Raw genomic sequence first — 19822 nt, 5'->3', positions numbered from 1 at the left:
CCGCCACCGCTTACGCGCCCTTTTGTCACAGTTTCGATATCACACGGCAGTATCGGGTACGTCACCGTTACTAAGATCGCCTTGCCCCCGGCCCGGCGGCTGCCCGAAGGTGCACTAAACGGGTGAAGGGGGATGCATGCGGGGGCCCTTGGTCGTCAAGAGGGCGTTCAGCGAGCCACTGCTCCTCCTGGCCGCGTTCGGATCGATTCTGCTGGCGACCACCACGCTGGTCGCGCTGACCATGTATGCCTCCTCGATCGCCGACGCGGGTGTCCGCAGGGCGATGGAGACGGCCTCGTTCGGCCAGGTCGCCGCCACCGTCAGCGCCTCCGTGACGGCGGAGACGTTCCCCGAGCTCGACCGGTCCGTACGCGCCGAGTTCGGCAGGGCCTACACCAGGGCGCCCGCCGTCACCACCAGCTTCCGCTCCGACTCCTACGTCATGCCGGGGCAGGACGGCCGGGAGCGGCCCGAGCTGTTCAGGTTCGGCAGCTACGACGGCCTCGACCAGCACGCCAGGCTGGTCTCCGGGGCCTGGCCGCGCGCCGGCGGCGACCGGGTGGAGGCCGCGATCTCGCTGTCGGCCGCCTCGGCGACCGGCTTGGAGGCCGGCCAGGAGTTCACCACGAAGGGCCGCCTCGACCCGCGCCCGGTCACCGTGCGCATCGTCGGCGTGTTCCAGCTCAACGACCCGTTCGGCGAGCGGTGGGCCGGCGAGCAGCTGCTCAGCCGGGGCGTCGAGCGCGGCGAGTTCACCACGTACGGGCCGCTGATGGTGCCGCGCGAGACGTTCGTCGCCCGCTTCGCCACGAACGTCAACGCCACCTGGACCGCCGTCCCCGACCTGCGCGCGCTGACGCCCGCCCAGCTGCGCCCGCTGGCCGGCGCGATCGAGCAGGTGGGCGAACGGCTGAAGGCGGGCGGCTGCGGCAACTGCGTGACCGCCAGCCGGCTGCCCGAGATCCTCACCCAGCTCGACACCGCGTCCCTGGTGGCCCGCTCCACGATGCTGATCCCGGTGCTGCAGCTGCTGCTGCTCGCCGCGTACGCGCTGATGCTGACCGCGCGGCTGCTGGCCGACCACCGCCGCATGGAGGTGGCGCTGCTGCGCTCGCGCGGCGCGGGCTCGGTGCGGCTGGCGACGCTGGCCGGCGGCGAGGCGCTGCTGGTGGCGCTGCCGTGCGCGATCGCCGCGCCGTTCCTGGGCCCGCCGCTGCTCGCGCTGGTCAACCTGCTGCCCTGGATCAGGGCGTCGGGGGTACGGCTGGCGCCCACGGCCGATCTGGGCACGTTCCTGGTGTCGTTCGGCGTCGCCCTGGCCGCGGCCGTGCTGCTGGTGCTGCCGGCGCTGGCGGGGGCGCGGCGCACGTACGTGGAGGAGCAGTCGGCGCGCGGGCGCGGCGGCGGGCGCGGGCTCATCGAGCGGGCGGGCGCGGACCTGGCGGTGCTGGTGGTGGCCGGGCTGGCGATCTGGCAGCTCCAGCGCTACGGCGCGCCGGTCACCGCGACGGTCGGCGGCGCGCTCGGCATCGACCCACTGATCATCTCCGGCCCCGCGCTGGCGCTGCTCGCGGGCGGCATGCTGGGGCTGCGGCTCGTGCCGCGCATCTCGAAGCTGGCCGAGCGGCTGACCTCCCGGCGCCCCTCGCTGGCCCCGGCGCTCGGGGCGTGGCAGGTGAGCAGGAGGCCGCTCAAGTACGCGGGCCCAGCCCTGTTGCTGACCATGGCCATCGCGATCGGCATCGTGTCCATGGCCACCGCGGCCACCTGGCGCTCCTCCCAGCTCGACCAGGCCCGCCACCAGGCGGGGGCCGACCTGCGGCTGTCGGGTCCCGCGGACAGTCCGGAGCTGGGCTCGCTCGGGCGCGGCACGACGTTCACGGCGCTGCCGGGCGTGACCGCGTACTCCCCGGGCTTTCGCGGGCAGACCGAGGTGAGCGGCGAGAACGCGCTGCTGCTGAGCATGGACGCGACCAGGCTGGCCGCGCTCTTCCACCTGCGTCCCGACCTGTCCGCCCAGCCGGTCGGCGAGCTGTCCCGCACGCTGGTGGGGGCCAAGGCCGGCAAGCTGGACCTGCCGGGCCGGCCGGCCACGCTCACGCTGCGGGCCGAGGTGACCTCGGAGCTGCCGCTGCGTCTGGTGCTCTCCGACGCGCTCGGCGTGTGGCGTGACGTGCCGCTCGGCGTGCTGCGGCCGGGCGAGAACCGCATCGACGTCGACCTCCGGGCGCTGGCCGGGCGCAGCGGGAAGATCACGTACCCGCTGTCGCTGCGCGGCCTCGTCGCGAGCGGCGCGCCGAAGGGCACCGCGCGCCTCACCCTGACCGGCCTCGGCGCCGACGGCCGCGAACTGGCCGCGCCCGAGGTCTCGATGGAGGTGAAGGGGACGGAGTCCGCGGTGGCCGCCTTCGCGCCGCTGCCGCCCTCCGGGCCGCTGCCCGTGGTGCTCACCTCCGACCTGGCCGCCACGCTCAAACTGTCCGCAGGGCAGTCAGGGCGGGCCAGCATCGACCGCAGGGTGCTCGACATCAAGGTGGTGGGCGTGGTCGACAGCATGCCGACCGCCGCGGCGGGGCAGCAGGCGGTGCTCGCCGACTGGTCGACCATGCAGGCGTACGATCTGGCGGCGGCCCAGCTGCCCAGGCCGGCCACCGAATGGTGGCTCGCGGCCTCCGAGACCGCGCCCGCGGTGAAGACGCTCAAGACCCGGCCCGAGTGGGACGTGACGGTGCTCGACCAGCGCGAGCTGGCGGCGGAGCTGCGCGACGACCCGCTGGCCAGCGGGCTGCAGGGGGCGCTGATCCTCGGGTTCCTGGCGGCGGTCGTGTTCGCGGCGCTCGGCTTCCTGGTGAACGCGGCCGTCGCGGCAAGGGAGCGCAGGGGAGAGTTCGCGATCCTGCGGGCGCTCGGGGTGAGTCCCCGGCAGATGTTCGGGCTGCTGGCGATGGAGCAGGCGTTCGTCATCGTGCTGTCGCTGGCCGCCGGCACCGGACTGGCCGTCGCCGTCGGCGTGCTGGTGGTGCCGCACATCGTGCTGACCGGTCAGGCCTCGGCCGTCGTGCCGGCCGTGGTGCTGGACATCCCGTGGGGCGCCACCGCCGCGATGCTCGTGCTCGTGGCCGCCGTGTTGTTCGCCATCGTGGCCGTACTGGCCCGCCGCCTGCGCGGAGACCGCGGGCAACTCGTGGAGGAACGGTGAGGATCGCCCAGCTCGTCCGCGTGCATCTGGGCGCGGTGACCGTACTCTTCACGCTGGCGCTGAGCGCGTGCCTGCTGGTCGCGGGCCTGCCCAGGGCGGCGCAGGGGTCGTTCGACGAGGCACTGCGCGGCTCGCTGGCCACGGCCCCCGCCGCGCAGGCCGACCTGACCGTGAGCGTGGAGTCGCGCTCGCCGTCCGGGGACCTGCACCAACGCTCCGAGTTCGACTTCCGCGACCGGCGCTGGCGGGAGATCCTGCCCGCGCCGCTGCGGCCGCTGGTGACCGCGCCCGGCCACCAGAGCGCCAAGACCGTGCTCACGCCCATCACGGGCACGGGCGGCCACACCTACATCAACCTCGGCTGGCTCTCCGACGCGGACCAGCGCGTCGAGTACGTCCAGGGCCGGGCGCCCGGCAAGCCGTCGAGCATGACGTACGAGAACGCCACGATCCCGGTGTTCGAGGTCGGCATCACCGAGAGCGCCCTGAAGGAGATGCAACTCCAGATCGGCCAGACGAAGGTGCTCGGCGAGAACGACTACGTCGCCGTGAAGATCGTCGGCGCCTTCGAGGCCAAGGACCCCGGTGACCGCTACTGGAGCCACAACCTCGACATCCTGCAGGTCACCAAGATCCAGCCGCCCGGCAAGCTCGATTTCGAGAAGCACATCACGACGCTCATCCCCGACGAGGGGCTGGCCGTGCTCAGCAGCGAGGGACGCAACCTCGGCTACCACTGGATCCTGCCGGTCGATCCCTCGGAGGCCACCGCGCTGGCCGCGCCCGACATCGACGCGGCAGTCGCCGACTTCGACCGGGCGATCCAGCTGCAGGCGAGCGGCGGCGGATACCACCTGCAGACCGGGCTGCCCAAGCTGCTCGCCCTCTTCCTCGCCGCGCTGGGCACCGCGCAGACCGTGATGTACCTCGTGCTGGGCGGCCTCCTCGCGGTCGCGCTCGGCGTGATCGCGCTGGCCGTGCTGCTGCTCGGCGACCGGCTCGACCACACGCTGACCCTGGCCAGGGCGCGCGGCGGGTCGCTGAGGCTGGTGGCGGGGGTCGCGGGCGGGGTGACCGCGACCGCGGTGCTGCCCGCCGGGCTGGCCGGTTACGGGCTGTCGTACCTCGTGCCCGGTCCCGCGCTGCCGATCGTGCATCTCGGCCCGGCGGTCGTGGTGCTGGTCGCGGTCGGGTTCGCGGCTGCGCGGGCGGCTCGTACGTACCGGACACCGCTGCACGAGCGGCGCGAGGACGTGGCCGCCACCCGGCCCTCGGCGCGCCGGATCACGCTGGAAGTGCTGATCGTGGTGCTCGCGCTGGCCGGGGCGTACCTGCTGCGCGTCCGCGGGCTCTCGGGCGGCGACCCGTTCCTGCTGCTGGTGCCCGTCGCGCTGACGCTGGCGGTAGCGCTGCTCACCCTGCGCTGCTACCCCTATCCGCTGCGGCTGCTCGTCCGGCTGACCGCGCGCGGGCGGGCCGCCGTACCGTTCCTGGGCCTGACCAGGGCCGCCAGGGCGCGCTCCGCCAGCGTGCTGCCGGTGCTGATCCTGCTGCCCGCGCTGGGCGTGTCGGTGTTCGCGGCGGTCATCTCCGACGGGATCACGACCACGCAGCGGCTGGCGTCCTGGGAACAGGTGGGCGCGCCGATCAAGCTGACCTCGAACATCGAGATTTCGGAGGCCACCATCGACCGGGTGCGCGCCCTGGACGGGGTGGAGCAGGTGGTGATCGCGCAGACGGGACGGGTCCAGGTCGGATACACCGCGGAACGGGCCGAGGCCATCGCGGTGGACATGGCGCAGTGGCGCCACATCCTGGCCGGCGCCCCCATCGGCCTGCCCGCCCTGTCCGACGGCGCGCTGGTCTCCCCCGACCTGCGCGGGCGGGGCACGTTCGACATCGGGTGGCAGTCACGGGTGAAGCTCGCCACGCGCGGAGTGATCGACTCCGTTCCCGGCTTCTACACCGAGGGCAAGTTCATGATCATGCCGCTGGACGTGCTGATCCGGCCGGCCGTGAACACCCTGCTGATCAAGGGGGACGTCTCGCTCGACGCGCTGGCGCGGCTGGTGCCGTCGGCGACCGTGGAGTCGCAGGAGCGGGCGCTGAGCGCCATCCAGGACGACCCTCTCACCCACGCCGTACGCTGGACACTCCTGGTGGTGACGGTCGCGCTGGCCGCGTACGCGCTCGTCGCGGTCGTGCTGTCGCTGGTCGTCGGCGCCGCCGAGCGGGCGCGGGCGGTCTCGTTCCTGCGTACGCTCGGGCTGTCGGACCGCCAGGCGCAGCGGCTGACCGTGCTGGAGATCCTGCCGATGATCCTCGTCACCGCCCTCGTCGGGCTCGGCCTCGGCCTGCTCCTGCCGTACGCGCTGGGACCCGCCGTGGACCTGTCGTCGTACGCCGGCGACCTGCCCGTCGGCGACTACGCGCTCGACCTGTTCACACCTCTCGCGCTGGCGGCCGGGCTGGCCGCCGTCGCCGTGCTCGGCGCGTACGCGCACACCGCCATCAGCCGGCGCCGCAACCTCGGCGCCGTCCTGCGAGTGGGGGAACTCACATGAACCCGACCCTGTCCGAGCTGGAAGCCAGGGCCACGCGGAAGAGCACCGCGTTCGGCGGCGACGCGCACATCGTGTGCGACAACCTGGTCCGCATCTACAAGACCGAAGGCGTCGAGGTCGTCGCCCTGCAGGGGCTCGACCTGGTGATCGACGAGGGCGAGCTGGTGGCCATCGTCGGCGCCTCGGGGTCGGGCAAGTCGACGCTGCTCAACGTGCTGTCCGGGCTGGACGTGCCGACGGCCGGCGTGGCGAAGGTGGCGGGGATGGACCTGCTGTCGATGAGCGCCCGCGACCGGCTGCACTACCGGCGCTCGGTGGTGGGCTTCATCTGGCAGCAGACCGCGCGGAACCTGCTGCCATACCTCACCTCCCGCGAGAACGTCGAGCTGCCGATGAAGCTCGCTGGGCGGCGCGGGGGGCGGGCGACGGAGCTGCTGGAGCTCCTCGGGGTCGGCTACTGCGCCGACCGCAGGATCCCCGAGATGTCGGGCGGCGAGCAGCAGCGGGTGGCGATCGCCGTCGCGCTCGCCAACTCCCCGCAGCTCATCCTGGCCGACGAGCCCACGGGCGAGCTGGACAGCGAGACCTCCGAGCAGGTCTTCGACGCGCTGCGCAAGGCCAACAGGGAGCTGGGGGTGACCGTGGTCGTCGTGACCCACGACCCGCTGGTCTCTGAACAGGTGGACCGCACGGTGGGCATCCGCGACGGGCGTACCAGCAGCGAGACGCTGCGGCGCGAGGGCGCTGAGGGACAGATCGTCGCCGAGGAGTACGCCGTGCTGGACCGGGTGGGGCGGCTGCAGCTGCCCCGCGACTTCATGAACGCCCTCGACATGGAGCGGCGGGTACGCCTCGAGCTCGAATCCGACCACATCGGCGTGTGGCCGGCCAGGGAGGAGCCCTCTGATGACTGATTCGCCCCTGGTCGTGGTGGAAGGTCTGCGCAAGGTCTACCGGAGCGGGCCCAAGGAGGTCGTCGCGCTGCGGGACGTGTCGTTCTCCGTGTTCCCCGGAGAGCTCGTCGCCGTGCGCGGGCGGTCGGGGTCGGGCAAGACGACGCTGCTCAACCAGATCGGCGGCCTGGACAAACCGGACGACGGGCGGGTGGTGGTCGACGGGCACGAGGTCACCGCCCTGTCCGAGGACGGCCTGCTCGCCCTGCGGCGCGACGTGGTCGGGTTCGTGTTCCAATCGTTCGGGCTGATCCCGGTGCTGTCGGCGGCCGAGAACGTCGGGGTGCCGATGCGGCTGCTGCGCACGCCCGTCGAGGACCGGGAGGCGCGGATCCGGCTGCTGCTGGCGCTGGTGGGGCTGGAGCAGCACGCCAACCAGCGGCCGTACGAGCTGTCCGGGGGGCAGCGGCAGCGGGTGGCCATCGCGCGCTCGCTGGCGAACCGGCCGCGGCTGCTGATCGCCGACGAGCCCACGGGGCAGCTGGACTCGCAGACCGGGCGGCAGATCATGGAGCTGCTGCGGGCTCTCGTACGGAGTGAGGGGGTCACCGCCCTGGTCGCCACCCACGACCCGAGCCTGATGACGCTGGCGGACCGGGTGCTGGAGATCAGCGACGGCGTCGTGCACGAGGCGGCGCTCACCTGACCTGCTCCGACGCCGGCTCCTGCCTCTGTTCCGGCGTCCGCCCTGCCGGGAGGATCGCGGCCACGTTGGCGGCGGCGACCAGCACGCCGCCGGTCAGGGCCAGCGCCGTCACCCCCGTGAGGCCGGCCAGGGGCGCCGCCACCGCCAGCCCGAACGGCCGTGACGCGAACGAGATGAGCTGGTCGAACGACCGCACCCGCCCCAGCGCCTCCTCCGGGATCTCGTCGGCCACCATCGTCTCCCACAGCGGGCTGAGCACGCCCAGCCCGAACATCGCCACGAAGTACGCGCCCGCCAGCACCGCGGTGGGCGCCGTCGCCGCCAGGGCCACCATAGGCAGCGCGTAACAGGCGGCGCCGATCTGCACCGCCCTCAGGGGCCGGCGGATGGGCAGCCGGGGAGCGGCGAAGACGCCGAGAAGCATGCCGACCGTGCCGCTCTGCACGATCACCGTCCAGCTCACCTCGCCTCCGAGCCGCTGGACGGCGATCACCGGGCCGAGCGTGAGGAACAGCCCGGCCACGAAGTGCCAGACGCCGTGCCCGAGCACGCACGCCAGGAACCACGGACGCGCCCTGATCTGCCGCCACCCCTCCACCACGTCCCCGCCGAAGGAGCCCGCTCTGCCGGGCGTGACCGGGGCGCGGCTCCCGGCGGCGGCGAGGGACCTGGCCGCCGTACGGACGCCGCCGAGGGTCAAGGCCGAACACGCGAACAGCGCGGCCGTGAGCGCCGCCGCCCACCCGGGACCTGCGACGACCGTGACGGTCCCCGCCAGCGCCGGGGCGATGACCGCGGACAGGCTCGTCGCCACGCCGATCCGCGCGTTCACCCGCAACCGCTCCCGGCCCGGCACCACCGCGACGACCAGCCGCGGCACGGCCGGGCTCCCGAACGCGATGGCCACGCCCGACAGCGCCGACAGCAGCGCCAGGTCGAGCAGGCGGTTCACGCCCAGCAGCAGCTCGGCGGCGATCGCGGCCTGCGCCGCGCACCGGGTCAGGTCGGCGAGCAGCGCCACCCGTTCCGGCCGGATCCGGTCGGCCAGCACCCCGCCCACGGGCAGGAACAGCAGCAGCGGCACCATCTCGCTCGCCAGCACGAGCCCCAGCGCCCCGCCGTCCGTGGTCGCCCGCAGGACGGCCAGGGTCAGGGTGGTGGGGATGAGCGCGGTGGCGAGCGCGGACAGGCAGCGCCCGATCAGCAGTCGTGTCGTCACGAGGCAGCACAGTATTTCGTTGGCTAATCTTTCGTCAACAAAATACTTGCTGCCGTATGATCCGTCGCATGGAGGACTCGGTCGATCGCCACCTGGCCCGCTGGCGCGGCAAGGCGCCCTTCGACGAGCGGGTGGAGGGGATCGTGACGCGGCTGCAGTTCCTCGTCAAACACCTGGCCCACACCAAGGAGGCGGCGCTGCGGGAGGTGGGGATGCAGGACTTCGAGTTCGAGACGCTGCACCGGCTGGTGGCCCGCGAGGGCGCCGCGACGCCGTCCGAGCTGGCCGCCGACCTGCTGCTGTCGCCGGCCGGGATGACGGGCCGGCTCGACACGCTGGAACGGTCAGGTCTCGTACGCAGGGTGCGCAGCACCGAGGACCGCCGGCGGGTGGACGTCGAGCTCACCCCCAAGGGGCACGAGCTGTGGATGGACGCCATGACGATCCGGGCGGAGGTGGAGGCCCGCATGGTGAGCGCCCTGTCCCCCGCTGACCAGGCCGTTCTGGACGGCCTGCTCAAACACCTCCTGGCGACGACGGAGACCGCCCACTGACGCGGCCGCCGCCGCCCGCGGAGGCGTGCGACCCGATATCCGCTTGAACCGGGCCATCCACCCCTGGTACGCCGGTCAGGACATATCGCTGATCGGAGGAAAAAAGTGGACCACCCACGTTTCCGGATCGAGGTGCCCGGCGACGCGCTGGACGACCTCCGGGCTCGCCTGCGCGCCACCAGGTTCACCCCCCGTTCCGGCGCGGAGCCGTGGAAAGGCGGAGCCGATCCCTCGTACCTGCGGGAACTGGTGGCGTACTGGGCGGACGGATTCGACTACCGCGCCCGGGAGGCCGAGCTCAACGCGCTGCCGCACCATCGGGAGCGGGGCCTGCACTTCGTACGGATCCCCGGGGCCGGTCCGGCGCCCATGCCCATCCTGCTCTGCCACGGCTGGCCCAGCAGCTTCCTGGAGATGCTGCCCCTGGCGGCCCGCCTGGCCGACCCCGCCAGCCACGGCGGCGACGCGGCCGACGCGTTCGACGTGGTGATCCCGTCCATGCCGGGCTTCCTCTACTCCGACCTGCCCGCCGAACCGCTCACGCGCGCCGCGATGGCGCGCAGCCTGCACACGCTGATGACCGGAACGCTGGGCTATGAGAGGTACGCGGCCTTCGGCGGCGACATCGGCGGGGCGGCCATCCAGTGGCTCGCCGCGCTCCACCCCGAGGAGGTGGCCGGGATCCACCTGATCCATCCGCCGTTCCCCGCCTCCTTCGACGAACCGCCGATGTCGGCCGAGGAGCAGGCGTTCGTGGCGGCGGAGGAGGCGTACGACGAGCTCGACGGCGGCTACAGCGCCATCATGGGGACCCGGCCCGACACCATCGCCGCCGCCCTCATGGACTCACCGGCCGGACTGGCCGCCTGGATCGTGGACAAACTCCGGGACTGGAGCGACTGCGACGGCGACCTGGAGTCCCGCTTCGACCGCGACACCCTGCTCACGATGCTGACGTTGTACTGGGCCACCGGCTCGATCGGCACCTCGTTCCGGCAGTACTTCGACTGGGGGCACAACACGCCCCGCCCGCCGATCACCGTACCCACGGCCATCACCCTCAGCCACGAACCCGTCATGTCCGGCATCCCGCGCTCGATCGCCGAACGCTCCTGCACCGACCTCCGCCACTGGACCGAACCGGGCCGCGGCGGCCACTTCCTGGCACTGGAGGAGCCGGCGCTGATGCAGCGGGAACTGACCACCTTCTTCCGCCCTCTGCGCTGACGGAAGCCGACGATCATCCGCCCCGTACTTCGGCCGTCACCCCCCGCGCAGCAGCGCGATGACCACGTCCTAGGGCGGCGCGGTAGCCACCCTGTGCAGCAGCGGCCATCGTCCTGTACGGCAGCGGGCAACACCGGCCATCGCTCCGTGCGGCGACGGTTACCGGCCCGTGCGGCAGGCCACGATGACCTGCACCGTGTGCTCCAGCGCGTAGGCCGGGTCCGCTCCCCCGCCCTTGACCTGCTCATCGGCGCTGGCCACAGCCTGGATTGCCCTGGACAACCCCTCCGGCCCCCACCCGTTCAGCTGCCGCTTCACCCGGTCGACCTTCCACGGCGGCATGCCGAGGTGACCGGCCAGTTGCCCGCCCCGAAGGTTGCGCGGCGCACTCCCGACCTTGGCCAGCGACCGCAGCCCACCGGCCAGCGCGCTCACCAGCAGGACGGGAGCCACCCCGGTGCCGAGCGCCCACCGCAGCTGCTCCAGGGCATCGGCCAGACGCCCCTCGACGGCGGAGTCGGCCACGTTGAAGCCGCTGACCTCGGCCCGCCCCTTGTGGTAGCGAGCCACGGCGGCCGCGCCGATCGTCTTGTCGTCCGTGTCGAACACCAGCTGGTTGCACGCCGCCGCCAGCTCCCGCAGGTCGTTGCCCACGGCGTCGAGCAAGGCCTGAGCGGCGTCACCGGAGATGTTTCGCCCGGCCCGCTTGAACTCGTTCTTGACGAAGTCGAGCCGCTCGCCCGCCTTGGTGACCTTGCTGATCGTGACCACCTTGGCCCCGGCCTTCTTCACCCCGTCGACCAGCACCTTGCCCTTCACCCCGCCCGGGTGCGCCAGCACGAGCACGGTGTCGCCGGCGGGCTGTTTGGCGTAGGCGACGACCTCCGCGATGACGTCCTTCGCCAGATCCTGCGCCGAGCGGATCACCACCACGGACTGATCACCGAACAGCGACGGCGACGTCAGCTGCGTCAGCTCACCGACCCCGACCTTCCCGCCCAGCAGGTCGTGCACCTCGGCCGCCGGATCAGCGGCCCGCGCCGCCGCGACGACACCGCTCACCGCCCGCTCGGCCAGCAGCTCCTCATCGCCGAGGACCAGGGTCACAGGTGCTGGATCGGTTCCCGTCATGACACGCAGCATGCCATGCGCCACCGACAAGCCGGTACTCGACGAGCCACCGCCTGCACCGGCGGACGGGCACGGTCCGCCGGCGCGTCCCCATGCGAGACACCTGGGCGCGGTTGTCCGCGACGACTGGCCCGCCCGCGCCTCCATCCCGGGACGGAACGTATCGATCTTGTTCGGACCTGCCTCCTGCCTTTCAGGTCACAGGCGTCCGTCCCGACCGTTGTCTACGGACCGCGTGGCACCACGGCCATGCCACCATCGCGCTCCACGACGGCGAGGTCGCCGGACTTGTCGGTCCGATAGACGGTCGCGCCCAGGCGGCGCAGAAGTGAGAGGGTGGACTGGGCGGGATGGCCGTAGTCATTACCGGCCCCCACGCTGATCAGCGCGGCGCGCGCCCCGACGGCCGCCACGAAGGCCGGGGACTGCCGGTGCGAGCCGTGGTGAGGAGTCTTGAGGAGGTCGGCCCGCAACGGGACCCGGCGCAACAGCTCCTCCTGCGCCTCCGTCTCGAGATCGCCGCTCAGCAGGATGGAGCCGGATCGCCAGCGTACGAGGACGACGACACTGGAGTTGTTGATCGCGCTCCCGTCGCCCTGCCCGTCCATCCGGCTCTGCGCGAGGTCGGGAGCGAGCACGGTCAATTCGGACGGGCCGAAACGCCACCCCGTCCCGGGGGACGCCGTCCATTCCGGTATGCGCTGGTGCGCGAGCGTGGCCGAGACGTGTGCCGCGGCCCGCTCGTTCGTACGCTGCGGGCTCACGACCACCGCTCCGACCCGGCGGTTCCTGAGCACGCCCGGCAGGCCGCCCACGTGGTCGGCATGGGGGTGGGTGAGGATGAGCAGCGGCACGTCCTCGACGCCGAGCCTGCGCAGGCACCGATCCATGACGATCGGGTCGGGACCGGTGTCCACCACGACACCGCGTCCTGGTCCCGCCGCCACGACGAGCCCGTCTCCCTGGCCGACGTCGCACATGACCATCAGCCACCCCTTGGGCGGCCAGGCGGCGGCGATGGGCCGGATCACCAGCACCGCCACCAGGGCGGCCCCGGCCGCCGTCAGCGCCACCGCCCTCCAGGCACGCCGCCGCAGGATCGGGACGGCGACCGCCACCACGACCACGAGCAGGCCCAGCCCGGGAAGACCGCCGGGCCACGGCAGGATGGCGAAGGGCAGATTGACCGCCCAGCGGGCCACCGTGACGATCCACCCGACCGCGTATCCAGCCGGAATCACCAGAAGTTTCGCACCATCCGGCCATACGGGCGCCACCAGAGCCGCCCCGAACCCGAGCAGCGTCGCAGGCGCGACTGCTGGAGCCACCAGCAGGTTGGCCACCACCGCGACGGGGGTCAACTGACCCGACATCAACACCAGAACCGGCGTCACCGCCACCTGCGCGGCCACCGGCACAGCGACCGCCTCGGCCACCCACCGCGGCCACCGACCCACCGCCGTCTTCGCTTCGCAACCACCTCCGACCGATGCCGCATCGCCGTTGCCATCCATTCGGCCGTCGCCGTCGGCCGATGCCGCGCAACCTGTGCCGCCCGCCGCCGATACGCCGGTGTGCTGTGGTTCGCCGGCTGGCTGGGGTCGGCCGGGCGTGTCGTTGTCCTCCTTCGGCGGTGACAGGCGGTCGCGCCAGCGTGGGGCGAGGATGAGGATGCCGGCTGTGGCGGCCACCGAGAGGGCGAAGCCGTACGAGCGGGCGAGCTCCGGGGCGAACAGCACCAGCAGGAGCACCGTTGCCGCCAGGGCCCCCAGGCCGTCCTTGGCGCGACCCGTGCCCAGGGCGACGGCGGCGGCCAGGCCCATGAGGAGGGCCCGGAGGACGCTCGGGGACGGGCGAGCGACCACGGCGAACGCGAGCATCGCGAAGGCCGCGAAGCCGGCTCTCAGGGGGAGGGAGAGGCCGACGAGGCGTGACACGGCGAGGGTGGCGCCTGCCACGATGGCAAGGTTCGCCCCGCTTACTGCGTTCAAATGGCTCAGACCCGCGTCCTTGAGGTCGGAGGCCACCTGAGGGTCCATGCGTGAGACATCGCCGACGACCAGGCCCGGCAGCAGGCCGCGCTGGTCGGCGGGCAGGACGTCGGCGGCGGCTCGCAAGCCCGCCCTGAGGCTCCCTGCCACCGTCTGGAGGGTGGACGGGGGCGTCAGGACGCGAGGTGGGCCTTTCACCAGGAGGATGGCGGCGACCAGGTCGCCTGGGGTCGGTTCGGCGAGGCGGCCGGCGACTTCGAGGCGCTGGCTGGGCAGGAAGGTGCTCCAGTCGTGTCCGTTGGCGAAGACGGTGATGGGGACGCTGACGGAGTGGCCGGTGCCGGTGGTCTGGACGAGTTCCAGGGTGGCCGGGGTCACGTAGCCTTCTTGGTTGAAGTGGCCGCCGGTCTTCGACCTGCGTCTGGGATCGTCCGTGAGGGTGATCTCCGCCTTCACGAAGGCATTCCGCTTGGCGAGGTCGGATGCGGGACCGGTGGCCAAGGCGTGGACCCGGAAGGCGACCGACGCCGATGCGGCGGCCACGCAGATGAGTGTGGCCAGGGTGATGTTGCGCCAGGGCGGCGGATGTGGTGATCGCCAGGCGTGCCACCAAGTGGACCGGGATCGCCCCCATGTGAGGCCAGCGCGCCACGCAACGGCCGTTGCCGCCAGTGCTGAGCAGACAGCGACGATCATCCCTGTACGGGCGGAGCACCCGATGAGGGTCAGAGCGCTCGCCCAGGCGGCCAGTGCGGGAACGACCAGGGGCCAGGCGTGGTCACGCGCGCCATCGCTCTGATCGGTGTGGGCGGCGTCGAAGTGCGTACAGGCCGGGGCGTGAGGGTGCGTGGTGGGCATGTCAGACGCGGACCTTCGCCTTCAACTCGTCGTACTTTCTCGGCCCGATCCCGCTCACTTCGCGCAGTTGCTCGATGGCGGTGAAGCCGCCGTGGGAGGTGCGGAACTCGACGATGCGCCCTGCGAGGACCTCCCCCACTCCGGGAAGTTGCTCGAGTTGGTCGGTGGTGGCGGAGTTGAGGTCGAGCACGGCGGTGGCCGGGTCTGTGAGGGGCGCGCCCGGGGCGGCCTGGCCTGCGGGGGCGCCCACGACGATCTGCTCGCCGTCGATCAGGCGTCTGGCGAGGTTGAGTGAGCCCGTGGAGGCGCCGCGTGACACGCCTCCCGCCGCCTTGACGGCGTCCGTGACGCGGGAGCCCGAGGGGAGCAGGTAGACACCGGGCTTGCGGATCTTGCCGGTGACGTGGACGGTCAGCTTGGTTTGAGGGCTCGGGGACGGCGTCGGCCGGGCGATCGGGGTGGGCGGCGGCAGGGGCTCCGGCGAAGGCTGGGACCGCCAGAGGAAGAAGGCGGCGACGGCGGCGGCAAGGAGGGCCACCGCCAGCAGGACCCGCAGGCCGGGTCTGCCCGGGTCGAGGGCGGGAGCCTTGGAGGCGAGGGCTGCGCGGAACGCCTGGAACGTGGGCGGCATGGGGGCAGGGCCGCCGCGCGCCTGGACCATGGGCGGTGTGCGGGCGGACGTGCTGCGTTCCTGGGAGGTGGGAGCGGGTACGCGGCGGGCCTGGACCGTGGGCAGTGTGACGGCGGACGTGCTGTGATCCGGCAAGGTGGGGGTGCCGGTGCCGGGGTCCTGGAAGGTGGGGATGCCGGTGCCGGGGTCCTGGAAGGTGGGGGTGGACGTGCTGCGTTCCTGGAAGCTCAGGGTGGACGCGTCGTGCTCCTCCACGAGGGCGAAGGCGGGGCTCTGGTGAGGTGGAGGGATGGAGATGTGGTGGGGATGGGCCTGGGCCGGTGAGAGGGTGTCGGCCTGGATGGAGAGCGTGGGGGGCGTGGTGTCCTGGCGGGAGGCCGTCCAAGGGGTGCTCGGGTCGGTCGGAAAGCGCGGTGCCCGGGCCTGGGCCCGTTTCCCCGCTCGACGGGCGAGCCTGCCGGGCGGGCGGCGGGCAGGGGCCGTGATCGACCGGAGCCGGGACTCGGCTATGGTCCGCTCTGCCGTGGGGTCAGGGGTTCGCACGGCAGAAACGTAGGGCTTCGGCTCAGGCGGCAGAGGTGCCGAACGGCGTTCTGGGGATAGGGCGAGGGGTCAGTGCGGGGGCTGTGGACAATCCGGCGGAGGGGCCTGGACGTCGTACGGGGTGACCGTGAGGCCGAGCGTTCCCGGCCCCACGTGGATGCCGATCACCGCCCCTACCTCCACCACCCGCAACTCCACCAGATCGGCCAGGCGCTTCCGCAGGTGGTCCGCCAGAGTCTCGGCCCGTTCCGCCGCCCCCACGTGCTGCACGGCCACCTCCACCGGCCCCTTCCCGGCCGCCTGGACGGCGAGGTCCTCCAGGCGGGCGATGGCGCGCGACGACGTGCGGACCTTCTCCAGGAGCGAGATGCGGCCGTCCACGATGTGGAGCAGCGGCTTGATCATGAGAGCTGAGCCGACCAGTGAGGCGGCCGTGCCGATGCGGCCGCTGCGCCGCAGGTGGTCGAGGGTGTCGACGTAGAAGAACGTACGGGTGGCCGCAATGGAGCGGCGTGCGGCCGATGCCGCCGTCTCCAGGGAGGCGCCGCTCGCGGCGGCGCGGGCGGCGGCCAGGACCGGGTAGCCGAGGCCCATGGCGATCGAGCGGCTGTCGATCACTTCCACGGGTACGGGTGACCGGCCGGCGGCGGCCCGGGCGGACTCGGCGGTGCCTGACAGCTCGCCCGAGAGGTGGATGGAGATGATCCCGGTCGCGCCGGCGGCGGCCAGGGAGGAGTAGCACGAGGCGAAGCTCTCCGGCGAGGGGCGCGAGGTGCTGGCCGAGGTGAGGTCGCCGGTCAAGCGCCCGGTGGGCGCCGGATCGCCGCCCAAGGGCCCGGTGGAGGCGAGGTCGCCCGTCGAGGGTCCCGTGAGGTGGCCCGCTGAAGGTCCCGTGGAGTCGCCGGCCAAAGGCCCCGTGGAGTCGCCGGCCAAAGGCCCCGTGGAGTCGCCGGCCGAGCGCCCTGCGAAATCGCCGGTTAAAGGGGCGGTGGAGGGATGGCCGCCGGGCGTCCCTCCATCCCCCGGAGGCCGTGTGGCGGCACCCGGAAGGGGCACGCCATCGGCGATCATCGGCACCGGCACGACCGTCACGCCCGGCACCGCGGGCAGGCAGGCCGTCGAGTCCGTGACGACGGCGACCGAGGGCGGCATACCCCGAGACTAGCTACTGGACCGGAGTCCCACCCCGCCACACGCGGCGCGGCTTCAGGCCGAAGGACCAGGCGAAGGCGCCCTCGTGGTCGGCGTCCCACTGCACGATGTCGGCCAGCCGGCCGGGAGCCAGCACGCCGCGGTCGGGCGCGCCCAGGACCGTGGCGCCGCCGAGGGTGGCGGCGCGCAGGGCGTCGTTGACGCTCATCCCGAACGCGGACACCGCCATGGCGATGACCAGGGACATCGAGGTGATGCCGCAGTAGCCGGGGTTGTGGTCGCTGCCGAGGGCGATCTGGACGCCGTGCTTGATCATTTGGCGGACCGGCGGCAGGTGGCCGCGCTGGAGGGCGGTGGCCGGGCAGACGACGGCGGGCACGCCGTAGCGGGACATGATCGCGATGTCCTCGTCGGACATGTGGTGCAGCCCGTCGGCGGAGGCGCAGCCGAGCTCGGCGGCCAGCTGGACGGCGCCGCGACGGCTGTACTGGCCGGCGTGGATGCGCGGCAGCAGGCCGACGTTGCGGCCGGAGGCGAGGACCCAGCGGGACTCCTCGGTGGTGAAGTGCCCCTCGTCGCAGTAGACGTCGACGCTGTCGGCGCCCGCCGCGGCGGCGTCGGCGCACCAGGAGCCCACGGCCTCGACGTATTCGCGCTGCCGGCCGAAGTATTCGGGTGGTACGACGTGCGCCGCCAGGAACGTGACGTGCACCCGCGGCATCATCGGCTCCTTCTCCAGCTCGCGCAGGAGCCGCACGTCGGCGAGCTCGCCGTCGCGGGTGAGGTGGTAGCCGGTCTTGGCCTCGACCGTGGTGGTGCCGCTGAGCAGCCAGCCGCGCAGCCGCTCGCGCACGCCGTTGCAGAGGGTCCACGGGTCGGTGCCGCGGGTCACGGTGACGGTCGAGCCCACGCCGCCGCCCGCCGCGGTGATCGAGGCGGAGGTGGAGCCGCCGGTGCGGATGGCCAGCTCGGCGTAGCGGTTGCCGGCGTAGACGGGATGCGTGTGGGCGTCGATGAGGCCGGGCGTGACGAGCGCGCCGCCCAGGTTTTCGACGTGGTCGACGTCAACGATGTCGTCGACGACTCCGGGCACGCTCTGCGGCAGGTCGGGCGCCCGCCCGACCCACGCGATGCGGTCGTTGTGCACGAGGATGGCCGCGTTGCTGAGGACCTCGTTGCCGGTCCAGAGGCGGCCGATGTTGGTCAGCAGTCGAACGGTCACCGCATCACCGCCCCGCGCGAGTCCCCGCCCGCGCGCCGGCATGAGCGCAGCGCACAGCGCACGGCCTGGGCCGCGCCCACTGAGTCCGCTCCGGGTCCGGACGACATGGGGGGTCTCCTGCTCTCATCCGCATCATGTTGGTGCGGTGACCGTATCGCCAGAGTCATGATCCGGCGATTTCAGTTCAGTTACGTTATTTCACAGCTGGGCTCGCTGTACAGGGTTATTCGGAAGAAAGACCACTGATCCCAAGCGTCACCCAGCCCCACCTCGTCCCCAAGGCCCCCGTTGACGACTTCGACACCAAGAGTCATCATCCGAAACCCAGACCCGAAACCCATAAAACCCGATCACGCCAGACCTACGAGGGGTCTGGCCAATGGTAGCAACCCCAGGGTTCGGGGACCACTGACGCTTTTGGGCAGCCGTGCGTCATTCGCGGCGAGGGTCACCGCACCACCCGGGCGCCACCGAGGGCGCCCGGGGGAGACGAGCAGGTCAGGAGACCCGCTCCACCGGCTTGCCCACCCGCTCCAGCTCCTGCCACAGGCCGGGCAGCACGCGGGCCCGCAGAATCGTGCCGTCCTCGACGTGGTCGACGGAGAGCACCTCGCCCTCCTGGTGCGCCCGGGAGATCAGATCGCCCCGGTCGTACGGCACCAGCAGGTGCACCTCGTGATCCAGCCGCGGCAGCTCCCGCTCGATGGCCGCCATCAGCTCGGGGATGCCCCGGCCGGTCCGCGCGGAGACCACGATGCTGTCGCGCTCGCGCCGCATGATCCGGTCGATCACATCCTGCTCGGCCGCGTCGGCCTTGTTGATCACGACGATCTCGCGTACGTCGGAGGCGCCCTCGATGTCGGCCAGCACCTCGCGCACGGCGGCCAGCTGGCCCTCGGGGTCGGGGTGCGAGCCGTCCACCACGTGCAGGATCAGGTCGGCGTCGGCGACCTCCTCGAGCGTGGAGCGGAACGCCTCGACGAGCTGGTGCGGCAGGTGCCGCACGAAGCCCACGGTGTCGGCGATCGTGAAGAGCCGGCCCTCGGGCGTGCGCGCCCGGCGGACGGTCGGGTCGAGGGTGGCGAACAGCGCGTCCTCCACCAGCACGCCCGCGCCCGTGACGCGGTTGAGCAGCGAGGACTTGCCGGCGTTGGTGTAGCCGGCGATGGCCACGGCCGGGACCTCGCGCCGCTGGCGCCGGTAGCGCATGGTGTCGCGGGAGGTGGACATGCCGCCGATCTGGCGGCGCAGCTTGGACATGCGCTCGCGGATGCGCCGGCGGTCCAGCTCGATCTTGGTCTCACCGGGGCCGCGGCCGCCGATGCCGACGCCGCCCGCGGCGCGACCGCCGACCTGCCTGGACAGGTTGCCGCCCCAGCCGCGCAGGCGCGGCAGAAGGTACTGCAGCTGCGCCAGCTCGACCTGGGCCTTGCCCTCGCGGCTCTTGGCGTGCTGGGCGAAGATGTCGAGGATCAGCGCGGTGCGGTCGATGACCTTCACCTTGACGATGTCCTCGAGCTGGCGGAGCTGGCCGGGAGTCAGCTCGCCGTCGCAGATCACGGTGTCGGCGCCGGTCGACTCGACCACGTCGCGCAGCTCCAGCGCCTTGCCGGAGCCGATGTAGGTGGCCGGGTCGGGCTTCTGACGGCGCTGGATCAGCCCGTCGAGAACCTGCGAACCGGCCGTCTCTGCCAGCAGCTTGAGCTCGAGCAGGGAGTTGTCGGCGTCGGCGGCGCTGCCGGAGGTCCAGACCCCCACGAGGACGACCCGCTCCAGCCGCAACTGGCGGTACTCGACCTCGGAGATGTCCTGGAGTTCGGTGGAAAGGCCCGCCACGCGGCGCAGCGCCTGGCGGTCCTCGAGGTCCATCTCGCCGGTCTCGAACTCACCGGCCTCGAGCTCGTCGAGGTGGAGCTCGGAGTAATCGTGCAT

General features: G+C 72.4%; 13 protein-coding genes. 6 read left to right on the top strand and 7 right to left on the bottom strand.

The features are described 5' to 3' along the window. The first annotated feature begins 136 nt into the window (after nt 1-136). Genes FH608_RS09555 through FH608_RS09540 form a run of 4 tightly spaced genes read left to right on the top strand, consistent with a single transcriptional unit; the run spans nt 137 to nt 7362 of the window. Complete coding sequence (locus tag FH608_RS09555; protein ID WP_139630065.1) at nt 137-3199, top strand: ABC transporter permease; 3063 nt, start codon at nt 137-139, stop codon at nt 3197-3199. Further along, on the top strand, nt 3196-5763 hold the full coding sequence (locus FH608_RS09550) for an FtsX-like permease family protein (protein WP_139630064.1): 2568 nt from the start codon (nt 3196-3198) through the stop codon (nt 5761-5763). The genes FH608_RS09555 and FH608_RS09550 overlap by 4 nt, the downstream gene beginning before the upstream one ends. Then, nucleotides 5760-6677, top strand: coding sequence for an ABC transporter ATP-binding protein (locus FH608_RS09545; protein WP_139630063.1), 918 nt, complete (start codon nt 5760-5762; stop codon nt 6675-6677). Before FH608_RS09550 ends, FH608_RS09545 begins: the two co-directional genes overlap by 4 nt. Next, entirely contained in the window at nt 6670-7362 is a 693-nt protein-coding gene (locus FH608_RS09540; protein WP_139630062.1) for an ABC transporter ATP-binding protein, read from the top strand. The genes FH608_RS09545 and FH608_RS09540 overlap by 8 nt, the downstream gene beginning before the upstream one ends. Here FH608_RS09540 and FH608_RS09535 read toward each other — a convergent pair. After that, nucleotides 7355-8581 (bottom strand): MFS transporter, encoded by a 1227-nt coding sequence (locus FH608_RS09535; protein WP_139630061.1) that lies wholly within the window; start codon nt 8579-8581, stop codon nt 7355-7357. The two genes, FH608_RS09540 and FH608_RS09535, sit on opposite strands and share 8 nt — an antisense overlap. Before the next feature lie 68 nt (nt 8582-8649). Here FH608_RS09535 and FH608_RS09530 point away from each other — a divergent pair, with 68 nt between their 5' ends. Both FH608_RS09530 and FH608_RS09525 read left to right on the top strand, forming a co-directional pair. Then, nucleotides 8650-9135 (top strand): MarR family winged helix-turn-helix transcriptional regulator, encoded by a 486-nt coding sequence (locus tag FH608_RS09530; protein WP_139630060.1) that lies wholly within the window; start codon nt 8650-8652, stop codon nt 9133-9135. A gap of 105 nt (nt 9136-9240) precedes the next feature. Next, on the top strand, nt 9241-10362 hold the full coding sequence (locus FH608_RS09525) for an epoxide hydrolase family protein (protein WP_139630059.1): 1122 nt from the start codon (nt 9241-9243) through the stop codon (nt 10360-10362). Between the two features lie 159 nt (nt 10363-10521). Here FH608_RS09525 and holA read toward each other — a convergent pair whose 3' ends face one another. From holA to hflX, 6 genes are all read right to left on the bottom strand, one after another. Then, entirely contained in the window at nt 10522-11493 is a 972-nt protein-coding gene (gene holA, locus FH608_RS09520) for a DNA polymerase III subunit delta (protein WP_139630058.1), read from the bottom strand. A 224-nt stretch (nt 11494-11717) separates the two neighbouring features. Beyond that, entirely contained in the window at nt 11718-14027 is a 2310-nt protein-coding gene (locus FH608_RS09515) for a ComEC/Rec2 family competence protein (protein ID WP_226899223.1), read from the bottom strand. A gap of 316 nt (nt 14028-14343) precedes the next feature. Next, nucleotides 14344-15516 (bottom strand): ComEA family DNA-binding protein, encoded by a 1173-nt coding sequence (locus tag FH608_RS52525; protein ID WP_226899221.1) that lies wholly within the window; start codon nt 15514-15516, stop codon nt 14344-14346. A 69-nt stretch (nt 15517-15585) separates the two neighbouring features. Beyond that, a complete protein-coding gene (locus FH608_RS09505; RefSeq protein ID WP_226899220.1) occupies nt 15586-16668 on the bottom strand; it encodes a DegV family protein in 1083 nt (360 codons plus the stop codon). A gap of 13 nt (nt 16669-16681) precedes the next feature. Next, nucleotides 16682-17890: an imidazolonepropionase gene (gene hutI / locus FH608_RS09500; RefSeq protein ID WP_139630056.1), complete on the bottom strand. Its 1209-nt coding sequence runs from the start codon at nt 17888-17890 to the stop codon at nt 16682-16684. Nucleotides 17891-18388: 498 nt separating this feature from the next. Further along, on the bottom strand, nt 18389-19822 hold the full coding sequence (gene hflX / locus FH608_RS09495) for a GTPase HflX (RefSeq protein WP_139630055.1): 1434 nt from the start codon (nt 19820-19822) through the stop codon (nt 18389-18391).

It is taken from the genome of Nonomuraea phyllanthi (assembly GCF_006334985.2).
Classification (GTDB): Bacteria; Actinomycetota; Actinomycetes; order Streptosporangiales; family Streptosporangiaceae; genus Nonomuraea; species Nonomuraea phyllanthi.
The sequence above is the reverse complement of the archived record's forward strand: the minus strand, read 5'-3'. Positions and strand labels throughout refer to the sequence as shown.